We start from the raw sequence: 18,081 nt of genomic DNA, 5'->3' as shown, positions 1-18,081 counted from the left end.
ACTAAGCGAATTTTATGCCACATTTAAAAACTGGCCGATAAATTGATGATTGCTATAGTTAAGCATGGCTGTTTTTATAAGTAACGAGGTAATATTTGCAAAATATTAATACTCAAATTTTTACTTTATTAGTCGCTGCTGTCTTATTTGTATGGATTTTTAAGCGCGTAGGGCTACCTCCTATATTGGCTTATTTAGCAACAGGGGTTTTAGCAGGTAGTCACAGTGTTGGCTGGATGACGCAAACTCACGAAATGGATTTAGTAGCTGAACTAGGTATAGTATTTTTATTATTTAGTTTGGGGCTCGAGTTTTCTATTTCGCGCCTAATGGCAATGCGCAATATAGTATTTGGCTTAGGATCATTGCAGGTTGTAGTAACCAGTACAGTGCTTATTGTGATTTTATATTGCTTAAACTTTAGTTTGCTCACCAGTTTTACAATTGGCGTTATTATGATGCTGTCCTCAACTGCTGTGGTTGTTAAGCTATTAAAAGAAAACGGAGAGTTAAATCAACGCCGTGGGCAGCTCGCCATTGGAGTGCTTTTATTGCAAGACATTGCGGTTGTGCCTTTACTGATTATTTTACCTTTATTAGCCGCTACCGGATCGCAAAGTATTAGCTGGGCGTTAGCAGTAGCACTCACTAAGGGGGCGTTTGTTTGTTTACTACTTTGGGCTATAGGTAAATGGATTTTGCCTAAAGTATTTAATGAAATTGCGTTAGTACGTACCGACGAGCTATTTATGCTTACCACTTTGCTGGTAGCTTTATTTGCTGCCTTACTCACCTACTCATTTGGTTTATCTATGGCACTGGGCGCTTTTTTAGCAGGCATGATGCTAGGAGAAAGCCATTACCGGCACCAGCTTGAAGCAGACATTAGGCCATTTAGAGATATTTTAATGGGGTTGTTTTTTGTCACTGTCGGCATGCAGCTCAATGTAATGTATGTGCTTAATAATAGCTTACTTATTATTGGCGCATTAGTTGGGTTATTAGTATTAAAAATAGCGGTAATGGCAATAAGTGCTCAGCTAATGGGCGAGCGAAAACAAGACGCGCTAGCATGTGCATTTATGCTATGGCAAATGGGGGAGTTTGGTTTTGTACTTATAGCGCTAGGCGCTCAGCATCAGTTACTAACTAATCAGCAAGTATCGTTTTTAATTGCTTTAGGGGTGCTTTCTATGGCGCTTACGCCCTTTTTAATTGATAAAACACCTTTTATTTTAAAGCGTATTGGCGTGCTAGATCGTGCAAGCCAAGCGTGGGAAAGTGAACCTAAAAGCAGCACACTGTATAGTGATCATGTCATTATTTGTGGCTTTTCACGGGTGGGGCAAACGGTTGCACGTTTTTTAAAACCAGAAGCCATTGATTATATAGCAATAGAAAGTAATCCAATTTTAGTTCAAGAAGGTAAAGCGGCTGGTGAGCCTATATTATTTGGCCATGTTAAACAAAAAGATATTTTAAAATGTGCGGGAGTAGAGCGAGCACGTTTAGTCATTATTACCTTTACTGAGTTTGAGCAAACGCAAATAGTAATAGATGCAATCAAGCAAGTTGCCCCAGAGGTAAAAATACTAATAAGAACCAAAGACGACAGTCAGCTGGAGCGTTTAAAAGAACTGGGGGTTACCGAAGTTGTGCCAGAAACCCTTGAAGCTAGCTTAATGTTGGTTTCGCATGTTTTGTCTATGTCGGGGGTACCAATGAGCCGTATTATTCGCCGTGTTAGCACCGAAAGGCATAACCGTTATCAATTATTGCAACGCTTTTTTACCGGTGAGTACCTTGATGTAGACGAAGACGCGCATGAACGCCTTGAATACTTGCATGTAATAGCGCTACCCGATAAAGCTTTTGCGGTTAATAAAAGTATTGCGGCGCTTAATTTAGCAAAACGAAAAGTGTCTATAAAAGTACTGCGCCGACAAAATAATGAAATAGAGAACCCATCAGCTCACACTATATTACTAGCCAACGATATTTTAATACTGCAAGGTAAACCAAGGCGCGTAGAGCGAGTAGAGCATTATTTATTTGATGGTATTGAGTAAGTTACTTAGATGATGCAGGGCGAGCATGCATCAGCGCCCTAATCTAGCTCTAAAAACTTACGTATTTCAGGCAGCTTTTTCATGCCATCCTCATAACCAATTTGTATTAAATGTTGAGTATAACGTTTTTCAAATAATAAATAGCTGGTTAAACTCGATTGCGAATGTTTTTTAACCCCTATGATCCTAAGCAACACTTTAATTGCCCATGGCATATCGTCGTAGTACTGCGCGGCAATAGCATTAAAGTTTTGTGATGGGTTGATCACGCAGGTTTCTATGCGCTTAAGTTCTTGGTGTTTATCGCGAGCTGGCAGCAAGCCTAAGGTGCGGTTAATTCGCTCTAGCCGTTCTAAGTCAGATTGCATAGTGTCGGTAAACACGCTGTCGAGTAAATGCCCTGCAACCGAAGACAGCCCAGGGTAATGAGCAGAGTAACCCACAGGGTGTAACTCTTTAGGCTGCTCAACACCAATAATGAATATTTTTTCAGCGCCTAAATGTATTGATGGGCTTAGAGGCGATAACTGATGTATAGAGCCATCACCAAAGTAATGGTTATAAATATTTACACTAGGAAACACCATAGGAATGGCGCTCGAAGCCATTAAATGCTCAACATTAATACGCGTAGCGCGGCCCTCACGTTTAGCGCGTTGCCATGGTAGGCGTGTATTAGATTGATAAAACGCCACCGAATCACCAGTAGTATAACTAGAGGCGGTAATCGAAAGCGCTTCTAAGTAATTGTGATGTAAATTGCGTTCAATGCGATGTAAATCTAATATTTCGTTTAATAATTTACGCAGTGGCCGATTGTTTAATAAACTCGCAGGCGGATGATTTATATGTTCTGACTGAAAACTGGTTAAAATATTACGAGTAATATGACCAAATACACTTAAAAAATCACTTTTATACACCATAGAAGTAGAAAAGTTCTTCCATACAGACTCGAGCTTTCTAACTGCTAAGTGCGCGCAGGAGGCATAGCAAGCTAGCGCCGCAGAGTTTATAGCCCCAGCAGATGTACCATTTATTACTCTAAATGGCAGAGGCGCTGTTCTAGGCATGCTATGAGCTAATGCTTTAAGTACGCCTACTTGATAAGCAGCGCGTGCGCCACCCCCTGTTAATAGAAGGGCAACTTTGGGTTTGTTAGGATCAACTTGCTTGATTTTCATATAAGGGACTAAACTGTTCTACGTCTTTACTTTATTTATTTACTTTAAGTCTTTAAGCTAGAAGAATCAAAGGATACCTTAGCTGCTTTTAATATTATTTACTGTAAGCTATGAATTAAACTCATTTAGAATACTCTAAGTGATATTGCATTTTAATTTTAATGGAGTTCGTATGTCAGATAAACTATCAGCGTCAGATGTTCAAAAACGTCCACCTAATAACAATCTACTTTTTGCCATTATTATTTTAGTGGTACTCGTATGCGCCGCTGCATTTGTATTGCTTAAGCCAAGCAACGAGGCAGAAGTGCTTACTGAGGTTGAGCCAGCACCAGTAGAGCAGCCTATGATGGAGTTAAAGCCAGAGAATGATCCTGTTTTAGATGTTCCATCAGTATTGCCAGATAAACCGCAAGATTATGAAATGCCAGCGCAGCGTGATGCCGAGCCAGCAGCCGTGCAATTACCACCACTTGATGAAAGTGATGCAGTCGTTGTGGCAAAAATGGATGAATACTTAAGTGATTCGGTAATGGAGCTAATGATTACCGATGATGTTATTCGCCGTGGTGTCGTGTTTGTTGATAATTTAGCAAAGGGCAAAGTTGCTACAAAACATACACCAGTAATAAAGCCAGAAGAAAAATTTAGTGTCACAGAAGGTGATATTTTAACTATCGATCCTAATAGTTATGAACGTTACACCCCGTATGTAAAAATATTTACTAGTATGAGCGCCGCCCAAGCCGTGCGTTTATTTGAAGAATATAAACCGCTTATTAATAATGCCTATACAGAAATTGGTTACGGCGATAATGAGTTTACTCAAACGCTTGAAGATGCAATCGACTTATTACTCGATACACCAGAGCCAGAAGGTAACTTACCATTACTGCGCGATTCAGTAACCTACCAATATGCATTTGCAGAGTGGGAGCAATTACCCGCTGCACAAAAACAGCTTTTACGTATGGGCCCAGAGAACATGAAAAAAGTAAAAGCGGCACTGCGAAATATTAAAGCGCAGTTAGAGAGCAAATAGTAAACATAAAACAGTTTAAAAGGCCGCGATTGTATATGAAGTATGCAATCGCACTTTCTTTTTCGATTATCCCTTGAATAACGTAGCAAAAGTAGAGATAATCCTTCCCGCGCCAACCAAGGCCCTCAATGGTAGTCTTATTGGTCCTCTCGCAACACTAGCAGGCGAACCTGGTCAGGCCCGGAAGGGAGCAGCCACAGTTTGTGACGTGTGTGCCGAGATGTGGCTGGTAAGACTGCCACCCAAATTCCTCATTTGGGTGCTATAAACTAATTACTTATAATTAAGCCAATTTTTCAACTACATTTTATTCAATTTATTTCTCTCTCATTATTCTACTTTTTTCTAATTTTAATCCCATACTTTAAATACTCACTTAAAACTTACGCTATATCAGCATATTAAATTTATATAAATGTTCGTACATTAAAGTAGATTGCTACCACCAAGGCACTTTATTCTGTGTTTGCGTAACTTAATTTAGTAAATGCGACCTAAGTCTAGATTGCGAAGTGCGCTGTAATACTTAAAATAACGCCAAATTAAAAAGGGGCTCAGTAGTATGCAGTTAGAACGTATCCGCAATAGCAATCTGCACCAAAAAGTAATGTCAGCAGAACAAGCTAGCCAATTTATTAAAGATGGAATGACAGTAGGCATGAGTGGCTTTACTCGTGCCGGTGAAGCTAAAGCCGTGCCAAGAGCACTGGTTGAGCGTGTTAAAAATAATCCAATGAAAATAAACCTAATGACCGGTGCGTCGTTAGGTAATGATTTAGATAAACTACTTACAGAAGCGGGTGTGCTAGCCCGCCGTATGCCTTTTCAAGTAGATAGTACATTACGTAAAGCGATTAATAACGGCGAAGTAATGTTTATTGACCAGCATTTATCAGAAACCGTTGAGCAGTTGCGTAATCATCAATTAACTATGCCTGATGTGGCGGTTATTGAAGCGGTAGCAATTACTGAAGAAGGCCATATTGTGCCTACTACTTCGGTAGGAAACTCTGCAAGCTTTGCTATTTTTGCTAAAGAAGTGATTATTGAAATAAATATGTTGCACAGCCCTGAACTTGAAGGCTTGCATGACATATATATTCCTTCGTATCGCCCTGTGCGCCAACCAATTCCTTTAACTAAAGTAGATGATCGTATTGGTAGCACGGCTATTCCAATTGATCCTGCTAAAATTGTTGGCATTGTTTTTACTAATCAGAGCGATTCGTTTTCAACAGTTACCGACCCTGACGTAGATACAGCGGCTATTGCCAGCCACTTAGTGAGCTTTTTTAAAGAAGAAGTAGCACAAAAGCGTATGGCAGAAAACCTAGGGCCATTACAAGCAGGTATTGGTAATATTGCTAACGCGGTAATGATGGGATTGTTAGATTCTGATTTTGAAGATTTAACAATGTACTCAGAAGTATTACAAGATTCGACCTTTGATTTAATTGATGCCGGTAAACTTAAATTTGCTTCAGGCAGTTCAATTGTTTTATCAGAGCGTTGTAATGCAAAAGTATTTAATAACCTATCAGAATATAAAGATAAATTAGTGTTACGTCCGCAAGAAGTGTCGAATCACCCTGAAATAGTACGCCGTTTAGGGATCATTGCCATTAATACTGCGCTTGAGTTTGATATGTACGGTAACGTAAACTCAACCCACGTTTGTGGTACTCGCATGATGAATGGTATTGGCGGCTCGGGTGACTTTGCACGTAATGCGCATTTAGCGATATTTGTTACTAAGTCGATTGCTAAAGATGGCGCTATTTCGAGTGTAGTACCTATGGTAAGCCACGTTGACCATAACGAACATGACGTTGATATATTAGTAACCGAGCAAGGCTTAGCCGATTTACGCGGCTTAGCGCCACGTGAACGTGCTGTACAAGTTATTAAGCACTGTGTGCACCCAGATTACCGTGACGCCATGCTAGATTACTATGAGCGCGCTTGTAAGCGAGGCGGACACACACCTCATTTATTAGAAGAAGCGTTTAGCTGGCATATTCGCCTTGAAGAGCAAGGCAGTATGAAAAAAGCCTAATAAATATAATCCCAAATTGCGCCAATCCATACAGTTAATCTGTTTTGGGTTTAATTAAACGCTCCTTTTAGGGGCGTTTTTTTAGCGCTACTCTACACAATTAATTAGCCACTTAGTCTTGAGTATTAAAAGGCCTAAATTCGGATAATAAGTGCTGGCTAATTACCTTTAAGTAATCCATTAACACCAGTATTAATGGATTACTTAAACAGCCTCTAAAATCAAACTTAAGTAAGCTTTTTAGTTAGCCACATACCGCCTAGCACGGCCGCAAAAAACAACAAAAATTCCACTTTAAAAGACACTAATTGAACCAAGCCAGGGCCTGGGCATATGCCACTTAAACCCCAGCCTAAACCAAAGAGTATTGAGCCAGTAATTAAGCGCGCATCAACTTTTTTCAAATCACTTAAGTTAAATGATCCTGAAAGGAGTGGCTTCTCTTTTTTTGCAACCCATAACCACGTAAGCATCATTATTAGCATGGCAACAGCCATCACTATAATTAAGCTTCCATCCCATTGGTTTCCAAAGGTAAGAAAGTTAATTACTTTAGCGGGGTTTGTCATACCGCTAATAATAAGCCCTAAGCCAAATATAAAGCCTATAACAACCATCATAATTGCTTTCATTACTTATCCTACCAGGTTTGCTGTAATAATGGCGACGAGCATAAATGTACACATTGCAACCCAAGAGCGGGTAGAAAAACGCGACATGCCGCACACGCCATGGCCACTTGTACATCCATTAGCTAAAGTTGTACCTACGCCAACTAAAAGCCCCGCAACAATAATAAGCCAAGGCGACAACTGTAATTCGCCTTCTAATAAAGAAGGCGCAAATACTCTTACAGCTACACCTGCTAACAACAACCCTAAAATAAAGTATAACTGCCAACGAGAGCCCGAATTTGCTTTAGCAAATACAGACTTAACAATGCCCGAGATGCCTGCAATTTTTCCGTATAAAACCAGTAATAACGTACACGCTATACCTATTAATGCACCGCCTATTGCAGCCGACACTGGGGTGAATTCTGTTACCATTTTTTAAATTTCCCAAACAATAGAAACACCTAAACCGGTTTGTTTCATTTCGATTGATACTTGCTGATTCGGCGCTAAGTAGTTAGCACCTGTTACTTTTTTTGCTGGCGAATAAAAAGCCATAGCGTTTAATTGTACCTTGTTGGTAAAAGAATGGCTAAAGCCCGTTGTAAAATGCCACTCTTGAACGCCTGGCGCTAAAATATTTAATATAACTTGGGACGAAGGAATAGGTTGCTCGGTGTAAGACACCCCAAAGCGAATCTTTTGTTGCGGTGTACGCTGCCACTGATAACCAAGCTTATAAATAGTCATATCGTTCCAGCCAAATCCAGCGCCGGCGTTAGCTCCTAAAGGCGCTGACATTAAGTTATTGATTGGATTTGCAATACTTTTTACTTCGCTGTAATTGATTTTTTGCCAATCAAATACCACCTGATTACTGGGTGTAAGCTTATAAGCTGCACCAAGTTGAAACGAACTTGGCAGATCAAATCCGCCTTGCTCTGCAAACAAACCTTTATAGCTATCAAACTCTTCCATCGACACTGCTGAGCGGTAACTTGCGCCTAAACTAAGCGATGAGTTAATTGCATGGCTTTACCTAATTGAACACCAAACCCTGTACTTGTATCTGTGCCATTATTAGTAAGCGCTTCTGGTGATTGCGAAAAAGGAGCAAAGTTTTCAAGCCCTTGTGCTTCAAACTGTTGCACCACGTAAATGGGGGATACACCAAGGCGTGTTTGTTCATTCAACTTATAGCTTAAGGTTGGGCTAATAAAGAGTTGCTTTAAATCAACGCCTGCCATACCAGCGTAAAAGGTGCCTTCAGGAGCGGACTCTGCGCTGTACTCGGTATTCATACCGCCGTAATATTTACTTTTTCATTTAATTGATGACCAATAGCAAATTCTGGAATTGCAAACACGGTGTTGTCGCTTTTTTGTGTTTTTGCTGCAAGATAAAATGCGCCAGGGTAAAAAGTATCTACTTTTGATGCAGTGTATTTTCGCCCAGGAGAAAAAGCTCTAAGCCCAGAGATAGCTGTGTTCCGTTTGGTAAAAAGGTTGCTGGATTATTAGCGCCAGACATTAGCTCTTCTGACAGCGCTACACCTGCGCCAGCCATACCTTTGTGGGTCATGCCGTAGCCGTGAGTAAAATAACCATTCGTAGCAAATGTACTAAATGAGCCCAACGCGCACGTTAAAGCTAAGCCTGATATTAACTGTTTTTTCATTTTGGTAGACACATAAAGTTGCAATTGGCGGACAATAGCTAACTTTTGATATTCTAAAAAGGAATTTAAATAGATTACTTATAATAAAAGGCAATAGAACAATGACCATAAAGTTAAAATAAATGAGCATAGATTGCTATTTAACCTTTAGGTTATTTAAATCGCCATTATTAAATGGCGCTATTGTATGTAAAGGCAAAGCGGCGACTAATATCACCGCTTTTAAAAATCACATAGATTCGAGCGTTTTACCGCGCGTTTCTTTAATGTATTTAACAACAAAAAACAGGCTTATAAGTGCCGATAACGCATAAAATCCGTAAGCACCGGCAAGGCCTATATTGGCAAGCATAATAGGGAAGGTCATAGTAATTGCAAAGTTAGCAATCCACTGCGCACTGGCGTCCACAGCAAGGGCTGCAGCATCATAATTAGCGTAAGAAATAATATTATTAGCACTATTAATGGTGCTAAATCTAATCCTAATTAACGCCTGATAACTCAAAGCATTACTGGTTACAACTTTAAGATTGAATAATAAGCATAAATGCTAGATACTGTTTTTATATACAGCCATGGCAATGTTATGAAAAAAGAATTACCAGCAAAATACTATTTAGCGCATTTTAGAGAGCTTATTGAGTTTGTAACAAGTAAATGTATGCACTTACTTGAGCCCAAGCACAGCGAATTTATTAATAAAATTAATCAGCTTGATGAGCAAAGCCAGTGTATGTTGGCGCGCGTGTATTCGCGCAAACCCTATTTAGTACAAGCGCAGTCCCTCACTTATGAAGAAATAATCTCGCCGCATCAGGCTATTTATACGCTAAAAAAAGCAGGTATTTTATTTGAGCCGAACGAGCAGCATTATTCACAGCTTTTGGCGCACTTAACCAAACCTGCTTTACTAGAGTTACTAAGTAATTACGACGAACAAATAAGCTATAAAAAGAGCGCCGCTAAAGGCGCGCTGGTGAATAGTGCCCGTGAGTTTTTTAAAAGCTGCCCGCACGAGCTTGCACCGCTTTATAGCCAGTATGTAATTAATAATCGCAGCGATTATTATGAGTATTTTGAGTTTTTATTTGCAGGTAAACTAAGCAGTGGTGATGTGAATCATCAAAACCGTTTTGTAATGCGAGACTTAGGTTTAACCGCTACGCGTGAAGGGCATAGCGAGAGCTTATCGCGCTTTGAAACGAAGGCCGAGGGGCAATCAAACTATTTATTAAACCGTTACCGATTAGCATTTAAAAATATAACTGATGAGAACGATTACGTTGCTTTAGCGCCGCAGGTTCTAGTGCAAGCTGCGTATGGTGCAATAGCTGTTGCGCTTAAAAATAAGTTATTAGTACAGCTTTTTAAACAGTTAAAAAACACCAATAGCGAACTTGCTTTTAGTTTACTTGAAGGGTGTGTTGATGATAGCGAAGCACACGAAATTCAAATAAGAGAGCAATACAGGCTTGGTAATAAACAGTGGGTAAAAGCACGCTTAGAAGCCATTATTGAAAATCCGCTAACGGATGATTTACTGTATTTTGCTGACGACTTTTTAATGCGTAAATTTAATAAGCAAACGCGTTCGCGTTTAAGCACTATGCTTGCTGACACTCAGTGCGTACTCGAAATTGACGAATTATACCGAGGTGAAGTAGAGCAAGGCGTAAACGATTATTACACTGGCCAAGGTATGCAGGTATTTAATACCGAAAACACATTGTGGCAAAGTTTGTTTGGTTTAGTATTTTGGCACGAATTATTTATTGATACCCCTTATCCGCTATGCAATGAGTTTGATATTTATCCGCAAGTATTAAGGCTTGGTAATTTTTATGCAGCGCAACCAGCGCAAATAAATGAGCGCTTAGCACAGTGCCAAACACCTCAGGCATTACTTAAATTAGTATGTAAAAATGCAGCGCAATACTTTGATCAACCTAACGGTTTATTTAAATGGCATAACGAGTTATTACAACCACTAGAAGCGCTGATTTTAAATAGCCCAATTGAGGCGTTAATCGATCACTTAACCAATATGAGTAAGCATTATTTACAGCTAAAAGACGGCTACCCCGACTTAATGGTTATCCATAACGGCAAAGTACATTTTGAAGAAGTAAAAGCCCCAGGCGACAAGCTAAGGCGAAATCAATTAACGACTATAGATAACTTAAAGAGCAGTGGTTTTGAGGTACATATAGCCGTTGTTAAATGGTTTATAGATCCCAACCGCATTTACAGCGTAGTTGATTTAGAAACGACAGGCGCATTAAAAGGCGGTAACAAAATAACCGAAATTGGCTTAGTTAAAGTACAGCATGGCAAAGTAATCGATACCTGGACTACTTTAGTTAACCCACAACGACATATACCCGGGTTTATCACGTCGCTAACCGGTATTAGCGATAGCATGGTAAGTAATGCGCCAGTATTTGCAGATATAGTAAAACCTTTAATGGCTAAATTAGCGGGAAGCATTTTTGTTGCGCACAATGTTAACTTTGACTACGGGTTTATTAAAAAAGAGTGCGAAATGGCAAAGGTGCCTTTTAAAATGCCCAAGTTGTGCACTGTGGTGGAATCGCGTAAAGCCTTTGCGGGCTTAAAGTCGTACTCGTTGGGTAATTTGTCAAAGCACTTTAATTTAAACTTAACCAGCCATCACCGAGCGCTTGCCGATGCAACCGCCACAGCGCAGTTGTTACTGTTAATTCAAAAATCACAAAGCTAGCTTATTACTCTGCTTTTTTTCGAAGTCGCTTTTTACTATTTCGAGTGCTTTAAGTACTTCATCAGGAGCAACGTCGTGTTGCTCTAGTAGCATAATTAAATCGACTGCGAGTTTTATATGGGTTGGTGCTTGTTGTAGATTATTGCTCATGCTGAGGTTTCTTTTTTGCAATTTGGCTAATTGCTACATCAATGGCTGTTTGCACCCGCTGTTGCATATGCATACGCTCTGTTTGTGATAAATAATAGGCCATATCTACGTCGGAGCGAATATAGCGCGCAGGCAGTTGATTTAAAACAGTACAGCAAAAATCGGCCATTACATCATCAGTATACTGTTCATTAAGTTTGCGATTAATTATTTCTTCTAAAACAAATTTTTCATAAAAGTTATGTATATCTTCGTGTAATTGCATATTCCACTCGCTCGTTTTTAATCCATTTAATTGAGTTTATACCAAGGAACAGTATAAATCGAGGGGATAGCTTTACAGCTATTTATTAACGGTTAATTAGTTAACGGCTTGATTGGCATTGTGAAACATACTTAAAGTGTTTAGCGAAGTTGTTGTTTTTCTACACGCTGTATTTTTTCTTCGGTGGCTGAAATCGCTTTTCTACAGCGCCCTAAGCGTGCATGCGTTGTTAATATTTCCAAATTTAGCTTTTGTGCTTTAGCTGGAGTTGCTTTATCCATTTGCATTTTACGCTCTTCAATCATTAACAATAATCGGCGTTCAAATTCGTGGTTTTGTTTAAGTTCGTCATAAAGCTCATGAGATGATTGTATTACTTGTTGCACGGCTTGTTTATAAACAGCTTGTTTGGGGCGCGGTTTATAGTGACTTTTATTTTCTTTTATCCAAATAGGGGTTGATTTAATAACATTAAAAACAGCTTGTACTTGTGTTGCTATACGTTCAAGTGCGTAGGTGTATGCATGGCGATGCTCACTTGGTGGTAAAGACGATACTTCGTCTTCTATTTCGGCTACATAGTCGGCTAGGTTCATACTTTTAGTACTAAAAACAGCACGGTCAAATAAGCTTGGTTGCGCTTGCATATAACGGTTTTTAGAAAACAGTTTGGCTTTATCAAATTGCTCGGCTTGCTGCTTTAAGGTTGCAACTTGTTGGCGTAGTTTATCAAAAGCGGGTGAGTGCATATTAAAAGTAAGCCTCGTAAATAAGTTTTAGTGCTAATAATATAACCATAGTATTAAATACTGGGCGAATAAACTTGCTGCCAAAGCGTATTGCTGAATGCGCGCCAAACCATGCGCCTAGCATGATAAAAAAGCCCATAGTAATACCCAGTAAAAAGTTAACATGGCCTAATGCTACAAAAGTAATAAGTGAAATAAAGTTAGACACAAAGTTCATTGAGCGCGATAAACCACAATTTAGCAGTAGGTTCATTTTATATAGCATGCCGTTTGAGGCGGTCCAAAAGGTGCCTGTACCTGGTCCTGCTAAGCCATCAAAAAAACCTAAGCTTAAGCCTTGCAGCCACTGCTTTATTTTCATTGTTTGCGTAAGCTTAGGTAGCTCACTTCCCTCTGTGGTACTTAAACTACCAAACAAGCTATAACAGGCTACAACAATTATAATTATAGGTAATAATTTATTTAAGAAGTCGATACTTAAATGATCAACTATTAAAGTGCCTATTAATGCGCCAATGGCGGTGGCAAAAATAGAGGCTAGCCAAAACTTAGGGTTAAATAAGTCTTTTTTATAATAAGTATAACTTGCAGTTAAAGAGCCAAAGCTTGCGGCTAATTTATTTGTGCCAAGCGTTAAATGCGGTGGTAAGCCTGCTGTTAATAAAGCAGGAACCGTTAACATACCACCACCACCGGCGATGGCGTCAATAAAACCTGCGGCAAGTGCAACGGCACATAAAATAGCCCAGGTTGTTGGATCGAGTGCAAGTTCAAACATTATTAATAATCTATCTGTCTTTTAAAAGGAGGTAAGGTGTCGAGCATTGCTTTGCCGTATCGCTTAGTGATCAAGCGCCTATCGAGAATAGTTATACAGCCAGCATCGCTTTCTTTACGCAGCAGTCTACCACAGCTTTGTACCAATTTCTTTGCCGCATCGGGAACGGTTATTGATAAAAAAGGATTGCCGCCTTTACTTTGTACAAACTCGGCTTGCGCTTCTTCAATTGGCGAGGTGGGTACGGCAAAAGGAATTTTTGTAATTATTAGATTCTCTAGGTATTTTCCTGGTAAATCAAGGCCTTCTGATAAGCTTTGAGTGCCAAATAAAATGCTACCTTTGCCTTCATCAATATTTTTAGTATGTAATTTAAGCATTGCCTCACGCGACATTTCGCCTTGTACTAATAAGTTAAAACCTTTTGTTCTAAGAAACTTTGATACATGGTCCATTTGCCAATAAGAAGCAAACAATACTAGGTTGGCTTTTTTGGTGTCTAAATACTCAGGTAGAGTATTGGCTAAGTGATCGCTAAATGCTTTATCGGTTGGTTCAATTTTAGAAACCGGAATACGCAAAGTTGCTTGATTAGGGTAGTCGAAAGGCGAGGGCACTTTAATAAATTTAACGCCTTCCTCTTTGGCCAGGCCTGTTTCGTAAGCAAAATGATCAAACGAGCCTAAAGCACTTAATGTAGCCGAGCATAAAACTGCGCCCGCGCACTCGCTCCATAGCTTGTCTTTTAAGTAGTAACCTACTTCAATAGGGCAGTCGCTTAATAAATGGTCATGGTGGTTTTTATACTCAAGGCGCTTTATCCACCTAGCATGGGGTGTGCCTTCACCTTTATTTGCATAGCTAAACCACAGCTTATTTAATTGCTCTAAACGATTTATGTATTGCCCGCTCTCGCCTAAAATAGGGTCGGCTACGTAGGGTTTTATATCGCCGTCGCTTACATCTTGGGTTAGCGTGTCATGCATTTTACTTAAGCAGCGCAGTGCATCTTGCGTGGCTTCGCTTATATCTTTGGCTTTACTGTGTAGTGACTGTGGAATTTCGCCATTTTCGAACCTGTAAGTATCATCTTTTGAATATTCAAAGTCAGCATTATCGAGAATGTCGCGTACTACTTTTAAATCTTTGTTGGCGTCGTTAATGCTATCGCAAAGCTTAAAGTTTTGCCCGATCGCCTTTTGACCCACTATTACTTTAGCCATTTTGCCGCTAAATTTAGTGAGCTTATCGAGCCACTCTATAGTGCCTTTTATTGTCGCCGCCGCAGATGAAAAGTCGCGAGTGATGTGTGCTAAATGGTGTGCTTCATCAATTACATAAATAGTGTTGTCGGGTTCGGGTAAAATTTTACCCCCGCCTAAGTCTAAATCTGCAAGCAATAAAGAGTGGTTGATCACCAGTACATCCATTTGCATTAATTGCTGGCGGGCAAGCTGAAACGGGCAGGTTTGATGCGCTTTCATTTGGCGCTGGCACGAATGTTTATCGCAGGCTATTAATCCCCATACTTTATCGGGAACCGTGTCGGCCCAGCTATCTCTGTCGCCTTGCCATTTTTTAGTTGTATAAGCGGTGTAAAGCTCATTTAAACATTTGGTTTCCATTACGCTTAAAGGGGAGCTAAGCGTAGGCATAAATTCCATTTGTGTTTGGCTATCGCCGTTAACCGCATTGTGTAGTTTATGAGCGCAAATATATCGCTGGCGACCTTTTACTAAATCAAACTTAAAACTAAGCCCTGAATGCTTTTTAAAAAAAGGTAACTCTTTGGCTATTAACTGCTCTTGCAGCGCAACTGTGGCGGTTGAAATAACTAATTTCTTTTTTTGTGCTAGCGCAAGTGGCAAAGCGCCTAAACAATATGCCAGAGACTTGCCCGTGCCTGTACCTGCTTCTATAACGCAAATACGTTGTTTTTTGTGATATTCACCCGCTAGCGTTTTTGCTATTTCGGCAACTAAGTAATTTTGGCTGCTACGCGGGCGGTAATCACTTAGGTTATTAGCCACATGCTGATGTACTTGCCTAATAGTTTTTTTTAATGAGCTCGATAGCATGTGATGATTACCTAAAGTATGTATATAATTACAGTGTATATATTAAGTGGGATCGGACATTGACACAAGCAATCTATCAGGGCTTTATTTTATCAAGGCAACAATACTCGTCTAAAAACAGGCAGGGCCTTACTTTGTGTTATTGGTTAAGCTCTGAGTCTGGGCCTATAAAGGTGGTTGTTGAAAACCAGCAAGCCGTATTTTTTATTGCGCAACAACAACTTCCTCTTGCACAAACGTTATTAGCCAAAGCCAAAATAAAGGTAAGTTTTAAAGCGGTTAATATGCGCCACTTTAGTGGTGTTGACTGCACAGCCTGCTATTTTAACGACAGTAGTAGCCTTTATAAAGCAAGAGCCCAGCTTGAGGAGCAAATAAATATATACGAAGGCGATATTCGCCACAGCGACCGATTTTTAATGGAGCGCTTTATTAAAGGAGGAGTGTGGGTAACTGGAGAGGCGCTACAAAAAAATGGCTTTATCGAAATTACTCAAGCAAAACTAAAAGCTAATCCAAACTATACGCCACAGCTCGCGTCGCTTTCATTAGATATAGAATGTAACGGGGAAGGGGTGTTATTTTCGGTTGGATTAGTTGGCAATGGCCTAGATTGTGTATTAATGATTGGCGAGCCACAGCCTCACAGTAACACATTTAATATTGACTGGTGCGTTGATGAAATAAATCTACTGCAAAAATTACAGCGCTACATTACTAGTAACGATCCGGATGTGATAGTAGGTTGGAATGTAATTGAATTTGATTTTAGCGTACTTAACGCGCGCGCAGAAGCATTAGGACTGGTGCTTAATTTAGGTAGAGATCAACAACCTTTAACAATTAGAACGGGTCATTACACCCGGCTTACTTTACCTGGGCGCAGCGTAATAGATGGTATAGATACACTAAAAAATGCCACTTATCATTTTGATAGTTATTCGTTAGCTAATATTTCTTATAAAGTGCTGGGCGAGTCTAAGTTAATTCAAGCTGATAATCGCCTTAGCGAAATTATTCGTCAATTTAATCACGACAAGCTCGCACTTGCCGCTTATAACCGCCAAGATTGTATATTAGTAAATAGAATTTTTGTTAAGTTAAAGCTATTTGAATTTGCCATAGTAAGAACGCAACTTACGGGGCTTGAACTAGAGCGTATGGGCGGCTCGGTAGCTGCATTTACCAACCTATATTTACCCTTATTACATCGCAGTGGCTATATTGCACCTAATTTAGGCGATCATGGCTTATCGTTTGAAAGCCCGGGCGGTTATGTAATGGAGTCGACTCCTGGTTTATATGAAAATGTATTAGTGCTCGACTTTAAAAGCTTGTACCCGTCAATTATGCGCACTTTTTGTATTGATCCATTAGGCCTTATAGAGGGGCTAAACTCTCCCGAAAGCGCGGTAGCAGGGTTTAACGACGCACTATTTTCACGCGAGCAGCATCACCTACCCAAATTAATTAAGCACTTAACCCGTACTCGCCAAAAAGCCAAAGACACCAACCAGCCAATGCTTTCTCAGGCAATAAAAATAATAATGAACAGCTTGTATGGCGTATTAGGCTCTAAAGGTTGCCGGTTTTACGATCCAAGGCTCTCAAGTTCAATTACACTTAGGGGGCACGAAATCATGCAAACCACCCGAAAATGGATTGAAGAGCTAGGTTATGAGGTTATTTATGGCGACACAGATTCAATATTTGTAAACGTAAATGAGCGCTTAAACGCCACACAGTGTAATGAAATAGGCAATGATGTGATGCACATTATTAACAAACGCTGGTCTGATAGCATTAAAACTCGTTTTACGTTGACCAGTTATTTAGAAATAGAGTTTGAAACCCATTACAGTCCATTTTTTATGCCAACCATAAGAGGAAAAAAAATAGGCTCAAAAAAACGTTACGTTGGCCAAATTGATAAAAACAACGCCAAGCAGCTCATTTTTAAAGGAATGGAAACCGTGCGCAGCGATTGGACCCAGTTTGCTCAAGAGTTTCAAACCGAACTTTTTAAAACATTATTTGATCAACAATTTGAAATAGAGCAATTAAACAACATTATAAAAAGCTACACTAAAAAACTATACGCAGGGGAGTTTGATAAAAAACTTATATACCGTAAACGTTTAGGCCAAAATTTAAGTGACTATGTAAAAAATATTCCCCCGCATGTGCAAGCAGTAAAAAAATATAAAGCGAATAACCCCGACTTTGATGTAAAGCGCGGCCAAATAATAGAATATGTTTATGCTATTAATGGCGCTGAAATTTACAATGCAAATAACACCCTCAATTACCCTCTTTATATACAGCGGCAGCTAGAACCAGTTGCCAATATGATTCTAAGCGCACTTGGCGTACTGCCAAATTCAATCCAAAGTACTTTGTTTTAAGCTTAATAATCAGTAAAAATTAAAGTGTAGAACTGATTAAAAAGCTGTTTACAAAAATTCACATGCCGAAAGTTAACAAGTATGATTTCAATTAAACTACAGTCGAAAACAATAATGAAGTAAACCACTTTAAAACAGTGAGTTATTTTTATTTTTTAATTTATAGCGAACATACCAAAAGTATTTTTGTAAGCGGACAGTACTAATAGCGGTGATTAAGTGTGATATATGATAATGACAAGTCACTTAAGGTTAATTTTATGTTGACCTTTCT

General features: G+C 39.5%; 16 protein-coding genes, 1 other RNA gene and 1 pseudogene. 6 read left to right on the top strand and 12 right to left on the bottom strand.

What is annotated here, in order from left to right; all coding sequences use genetic code 11:
• Positions 1-95 precede the first annotated feature (95 nt).
• The gene (locus PNIG_RS11595; protein WP_089368547.1) at positions 96-2,069 is read left to right on the top strand and encodes a monovalent cation:proton antiporter family protein; all 1,974 of its coding nucleotides are present in this window, start codon (positions 96-98) and stop codon (positions 2,067-2,069) included.
• Positions 2,070-2,107: 38 nt separating this feature from the next.
• Here PNIG_RS11595 and PNIG_RS11590 read toward each other — a convergent pair whose 3' ends face one another.
• Positions 2,108-3,253, bottom strand: coding sequence for a patatin-like phospholipase family protein (locus PNIG_RS11590; protein WP_011328667.1), 1,146 nt, complete (start codon positions 3,251-3,253; stop codon positions 2,108-2,110).
• 172 nt (positions 3,254-3,425) lie between these two features.
• Between PNIG_RS11590 and PNIG_RS11585 the strand changes: the two genes are divergently transcribed.
• From PNIG_RS11585 to PNIG_RS11575, 3 genes are all read left to right on the top strand, one after another.
• On the top strand, positions 3,426-4,295 hold the full coding sequence (locus tag PNIG_RS11585; RefSeq protein ID WP_089368546.1) for a DUF3014 domain-containing protein: 870 nt from the start codon (positions 3,426-3,428) through the stop codon (positions 4,293-4,295).
• A 138-nt stretch (positions 4,296-4,433) separates the two neighbouring features.
• Positions 4,434-4,530: signal recognition particle sRNA small type (gene ffs / locus PNIG_RS11580), an RNA gene on the top strand.
• Positions 4,531-4,857: 327 nt separating this feature from the next.
• Entirely contained in the window at positions 4,858-6,351 is a 1,494-nt protein-coding gene (locus PNIG_RS11575) for an acetyl-CoA hydrolase/transferase family protein (RefSeq protein WP_011328660.1), read from the top strand.
• A gap of 227 nt (positions 6,352-6,578) precedes the next feature.
• Here the strand turns inward: PNIG_RS11575 and PNIG_RS11570 are convergent, their stop codons facing one another.
• The 6 genes and pseudogenes from PNIG_RS11570 to PNIG_RS11555 form a co-directional block, all read right to left on the bottom strand.
• Positions 6,579-6,983, bottom strand: coding sequence for a DUF6691 family protein (locus PNIG_RS11570; RefSeq protein ID WP_089368545.1), 405 nt, complete (start codon positions 6,981-6,983; stop codon positions 6,579-6,581).
• A 3-nt stretch (positions 6,984-6,986) separates the two neighbouring features.
• Positions 6,987-7,400: a YeeE/YedE family protein gene (locus PNIG_RS11565; protein ID WP_089368544.1), complete on the bottom strand. Its 414-nt coding sequence runs from the start codon at positions 7,398-7,400 to the stop codon at positions 6,987-6,989.
• Between the two features lie 3 nt (positions 7,401-7,403).
• Complete coding sequence (locus tag PNIG_RS20195) at positions 7,404-7,943, bottom strand: OmpP1/FadL family transporter (protein ID WP_244181036.1); 540 nt, start codon at positions 7,941-7,943, stop codon at positions 7,404-7,406.
• Positions 7,944-7,969: 26 nt separating this feature from the next.
• Positions 7,970-8,266 carry a hypothetical protein gene (locus PNIG_RS20190; protein ID WP_244181035.1) on the bottom strand — a complete coding sequence of 99 codons (297 nt, stop codon included), beginning with the start codon at positions 8,264-8,266 and terminating at the stop codon, positions 7,970-7,972.
• A gap of 124 nt (positions 8,267-8,390) precedes the next feature.
• Positions 8,391-8,642, bottom strand: a complete 252-nt coding sequence (locus PNIG_RS20185; protein ID WP_244181034.1) for a hypothetical protein — start codon at positions 8,640-8,642, stop codon at positions 8,391-8,393.
• A gap of 229 nt (positions 8,643-8,871) precedes the next feature.
• Positions 8,872-9,063: pseudogene (locus tag PNIG_RS11555) on the bottom strand (MFS transporter); the annotation flags it as partial.
• A 126-nt stretch (positions 9,064-9,189) separates the two neighbouring features.
• Here PNIG_RS11555 and PNIG_RS11550 point away from each other — a divergent pair.
• Positions 9,190-11,382: an exonuclease domain-containing protein gene (locus PNIG_RS11550; RefSeq protein ID WP_089368543.1), complete on the top strand. Its 2,193-nt coding sequence runs from the start codon at positions 9,190-9,192 to the stop codon at positions 11,380-11,382.
• Here the strand turns inward: PNIG_RS11550 and PNIG_RS11545 are convergent.
• From PNIG_RS11545 to dinG, 5 genes are all read right to left on the bottom strand, one after another.
• Positions 11,371-11,532 carry a YbaM family protein gene (locus PNIG_RS11545; protein ID WP_086999303.1) on the bottom strand — a complete coding sequence of 54 codons (162 nt, stop codon included), beginning with the start codon at positions 11,530-11,532 and terminating at the stop codon, positions 11,371-11,373. The two genes, PNIG_RS11550 and PNIG_RS11545, sit on opposite strands and share 12 nt — an antisense overlap.
• Positions 11,522-11,797: a late competence development ComFB family protein gene (locus PNIG_RS11540; RefSeq protein WP_089368542.1), complete on the bottom strand. Its 276-nt coding sequence runs from the start codon at positions 11,795-11,797 to the stop codon at positions 11,522-11,524. Before PNIG_RS11540 ends, PNIG_RS11545 begins: the two co-directional genes overlap by 11 nt.
• A 140-nt stretch (positions 11,798-11,937) precedes the next feature.
• The gene (locus PNIG_RS11535; RefSeq protein ID WP_011328651.1) at positions 11,938-12,546 is read right to left on the bottom strand and encodes a primosomal replication protein; all 609 of its coding nucleotides are present in this window, start codon (positions 12,544-12,546) and stop codon (positions 11,938-11,940) included.
• 1 nt (position 12,547) lies between these two features.
• Positions 12,548-13,324, bottom strand: coding sequence for a TSUP family transporter (locus tag PNIG_RS11530; RefSeq protein WP_011328650.1), 777 nt, complete (start codon positions 13,322-13,324; stop codon positions 12,548-12,550).
• 2 nt (positions 13,325-13,326) lie between these two features.
• The gene (dinG, locus tag PNIG_RS11525; RefSeq protein WP_011328649.1) at positions 13,327-15,402 is read right to left on the bottom strand and encodes an ATP-dependent DNA helicase DinG; all 2,076 of its coding nucleotides are present in this window, start codon (positions 15,400-15,402) and stop codon (positions 13,327-13,329) included.
• Between the two features lie 59 nt (positions 15,403-15,461).
• Here dinG and PNIG_RS11520 point away from each other — a divergent pair, with 59 nt between their 5' ends.
• A complete protein-coding gene (locus tag PNIG_RS11520) occupies positions 15,462-17,807 on the top strand; it encodes a DNA polymerase II (protein ID WP_089368541.1) in 2,346 nt (781 codons plus the stop codon).
• The last annotated feature ends 274 nt before the right edge of the window (positions 17,808-18,081 follow it).

Source organism: Pseudoalteromonas nigrifaciens (genome assembly GCF_002221505.1).
Taxonomy (GTDB): domain Bacteria; phylum Pseudomonadota; class Gammaproteobacteria; order Enterobacterales; family Alteromonadaceae; genus Pseudoalteromonas; species Pseudoalteromonas nigrifaciens.
This window is presented reverse-complemented; position numbering and strand designations above follow the sequence as displayed.

Coding starts and splice junctions, on each gene's coding strand:
- PNIG_RS11570 (WP_089368545.1), bottom strand. CDS start 6,983: ATGAAAGCAATTATGATGGTTGTTATAGGCTTTATATTTGGCTTAGGG.
- PNIG_RS11590 (WP_011328667.1), bottom strand. CDS start 3,253: ATGAAAATCAAGCAAGTTGATCCTAACAAACCCAAAGTTGCCCTTCTA.
- PNIG_RS20190 (WP_244181035.1), bottom strand. CDS start 8,266: ATGAATACCGAGTACAGCGCAGAGTCCGCTCCTGAAGGCACCTTTTAC.
- PNIG_RS11565 (WP_089368544.1), bottom strand. CDS start 7,400: ATGGTAACAGAATTCACCCCAGTGTCGGCTGCAATAGGCGGTGCATTA.
- PNIG_RS20195 (WP_244181036.1), bottom strand. CDS start 7,943: ATGGAAGAGTTTGATAGCTATAAAGGTTTGTTTGCAGAGCAAGGCGGA.
- PNIG_RS20185 (WP_244181034.1), bottom strand. CDS start 8,642: ATGAAAAAACAGTTAATATCAGGCTTAGCTTTAACGTGCGCGTTGGGC.
- PNIG_RS11530 (WP_011328650.1), bottom strand. CDS start 13,324: ATGTTTGAACTTGCACTCGATCCAACAACCTGGGCTATTTTATGTGCC.
- PNIG_RS11550 (WP_089368543.1), top strand. CDS start 9,190: ATGCTAGATACTGTTTTTATATACAGCCATGGCAATGTTATGAAAAAA.
- PNIG_RS11575 (WP_011328660.1), top strand. CDS start 4,858: ATGCAGTTAGAACGTATCCGCAATAGCAATCTGCACCAAAAAGTAATG.
- dinG (WP_011328649.1), bottom strand. CDS start 15,402: ATGCTATCGAGCTCATTAAAAAAAACTATTAGGCAAGTACATCAGCAT.
- PNIG_RS11585 (WP_089368546.1), top strand. CDS start 3,426: ATGTCAGATAAACTATCAGCGTCAGATGTTCAAAAACGTCCACCTAAT.
- PNIG_RS11540 (WP_089368542.1), bottom strand. CDS start 11,797: ATGCAATTACACGAAGATATACATAACTTTTATGAAAAATTTGTTTTA.
- PNIG_RS11545 (WP_086999303.1), bottom strand. CDS start 11,532: ATGAGCAATAATCTACAACAAGCACCAACCCATATAAAACTCGCAGTC.
- PNIG_RS11535 (WP_011328651.1), bottom strand. CDS start 12,546: ATGCACTCACCCGCTTTTGATAAACTACGCCAACAAGTTGCAACCTTA.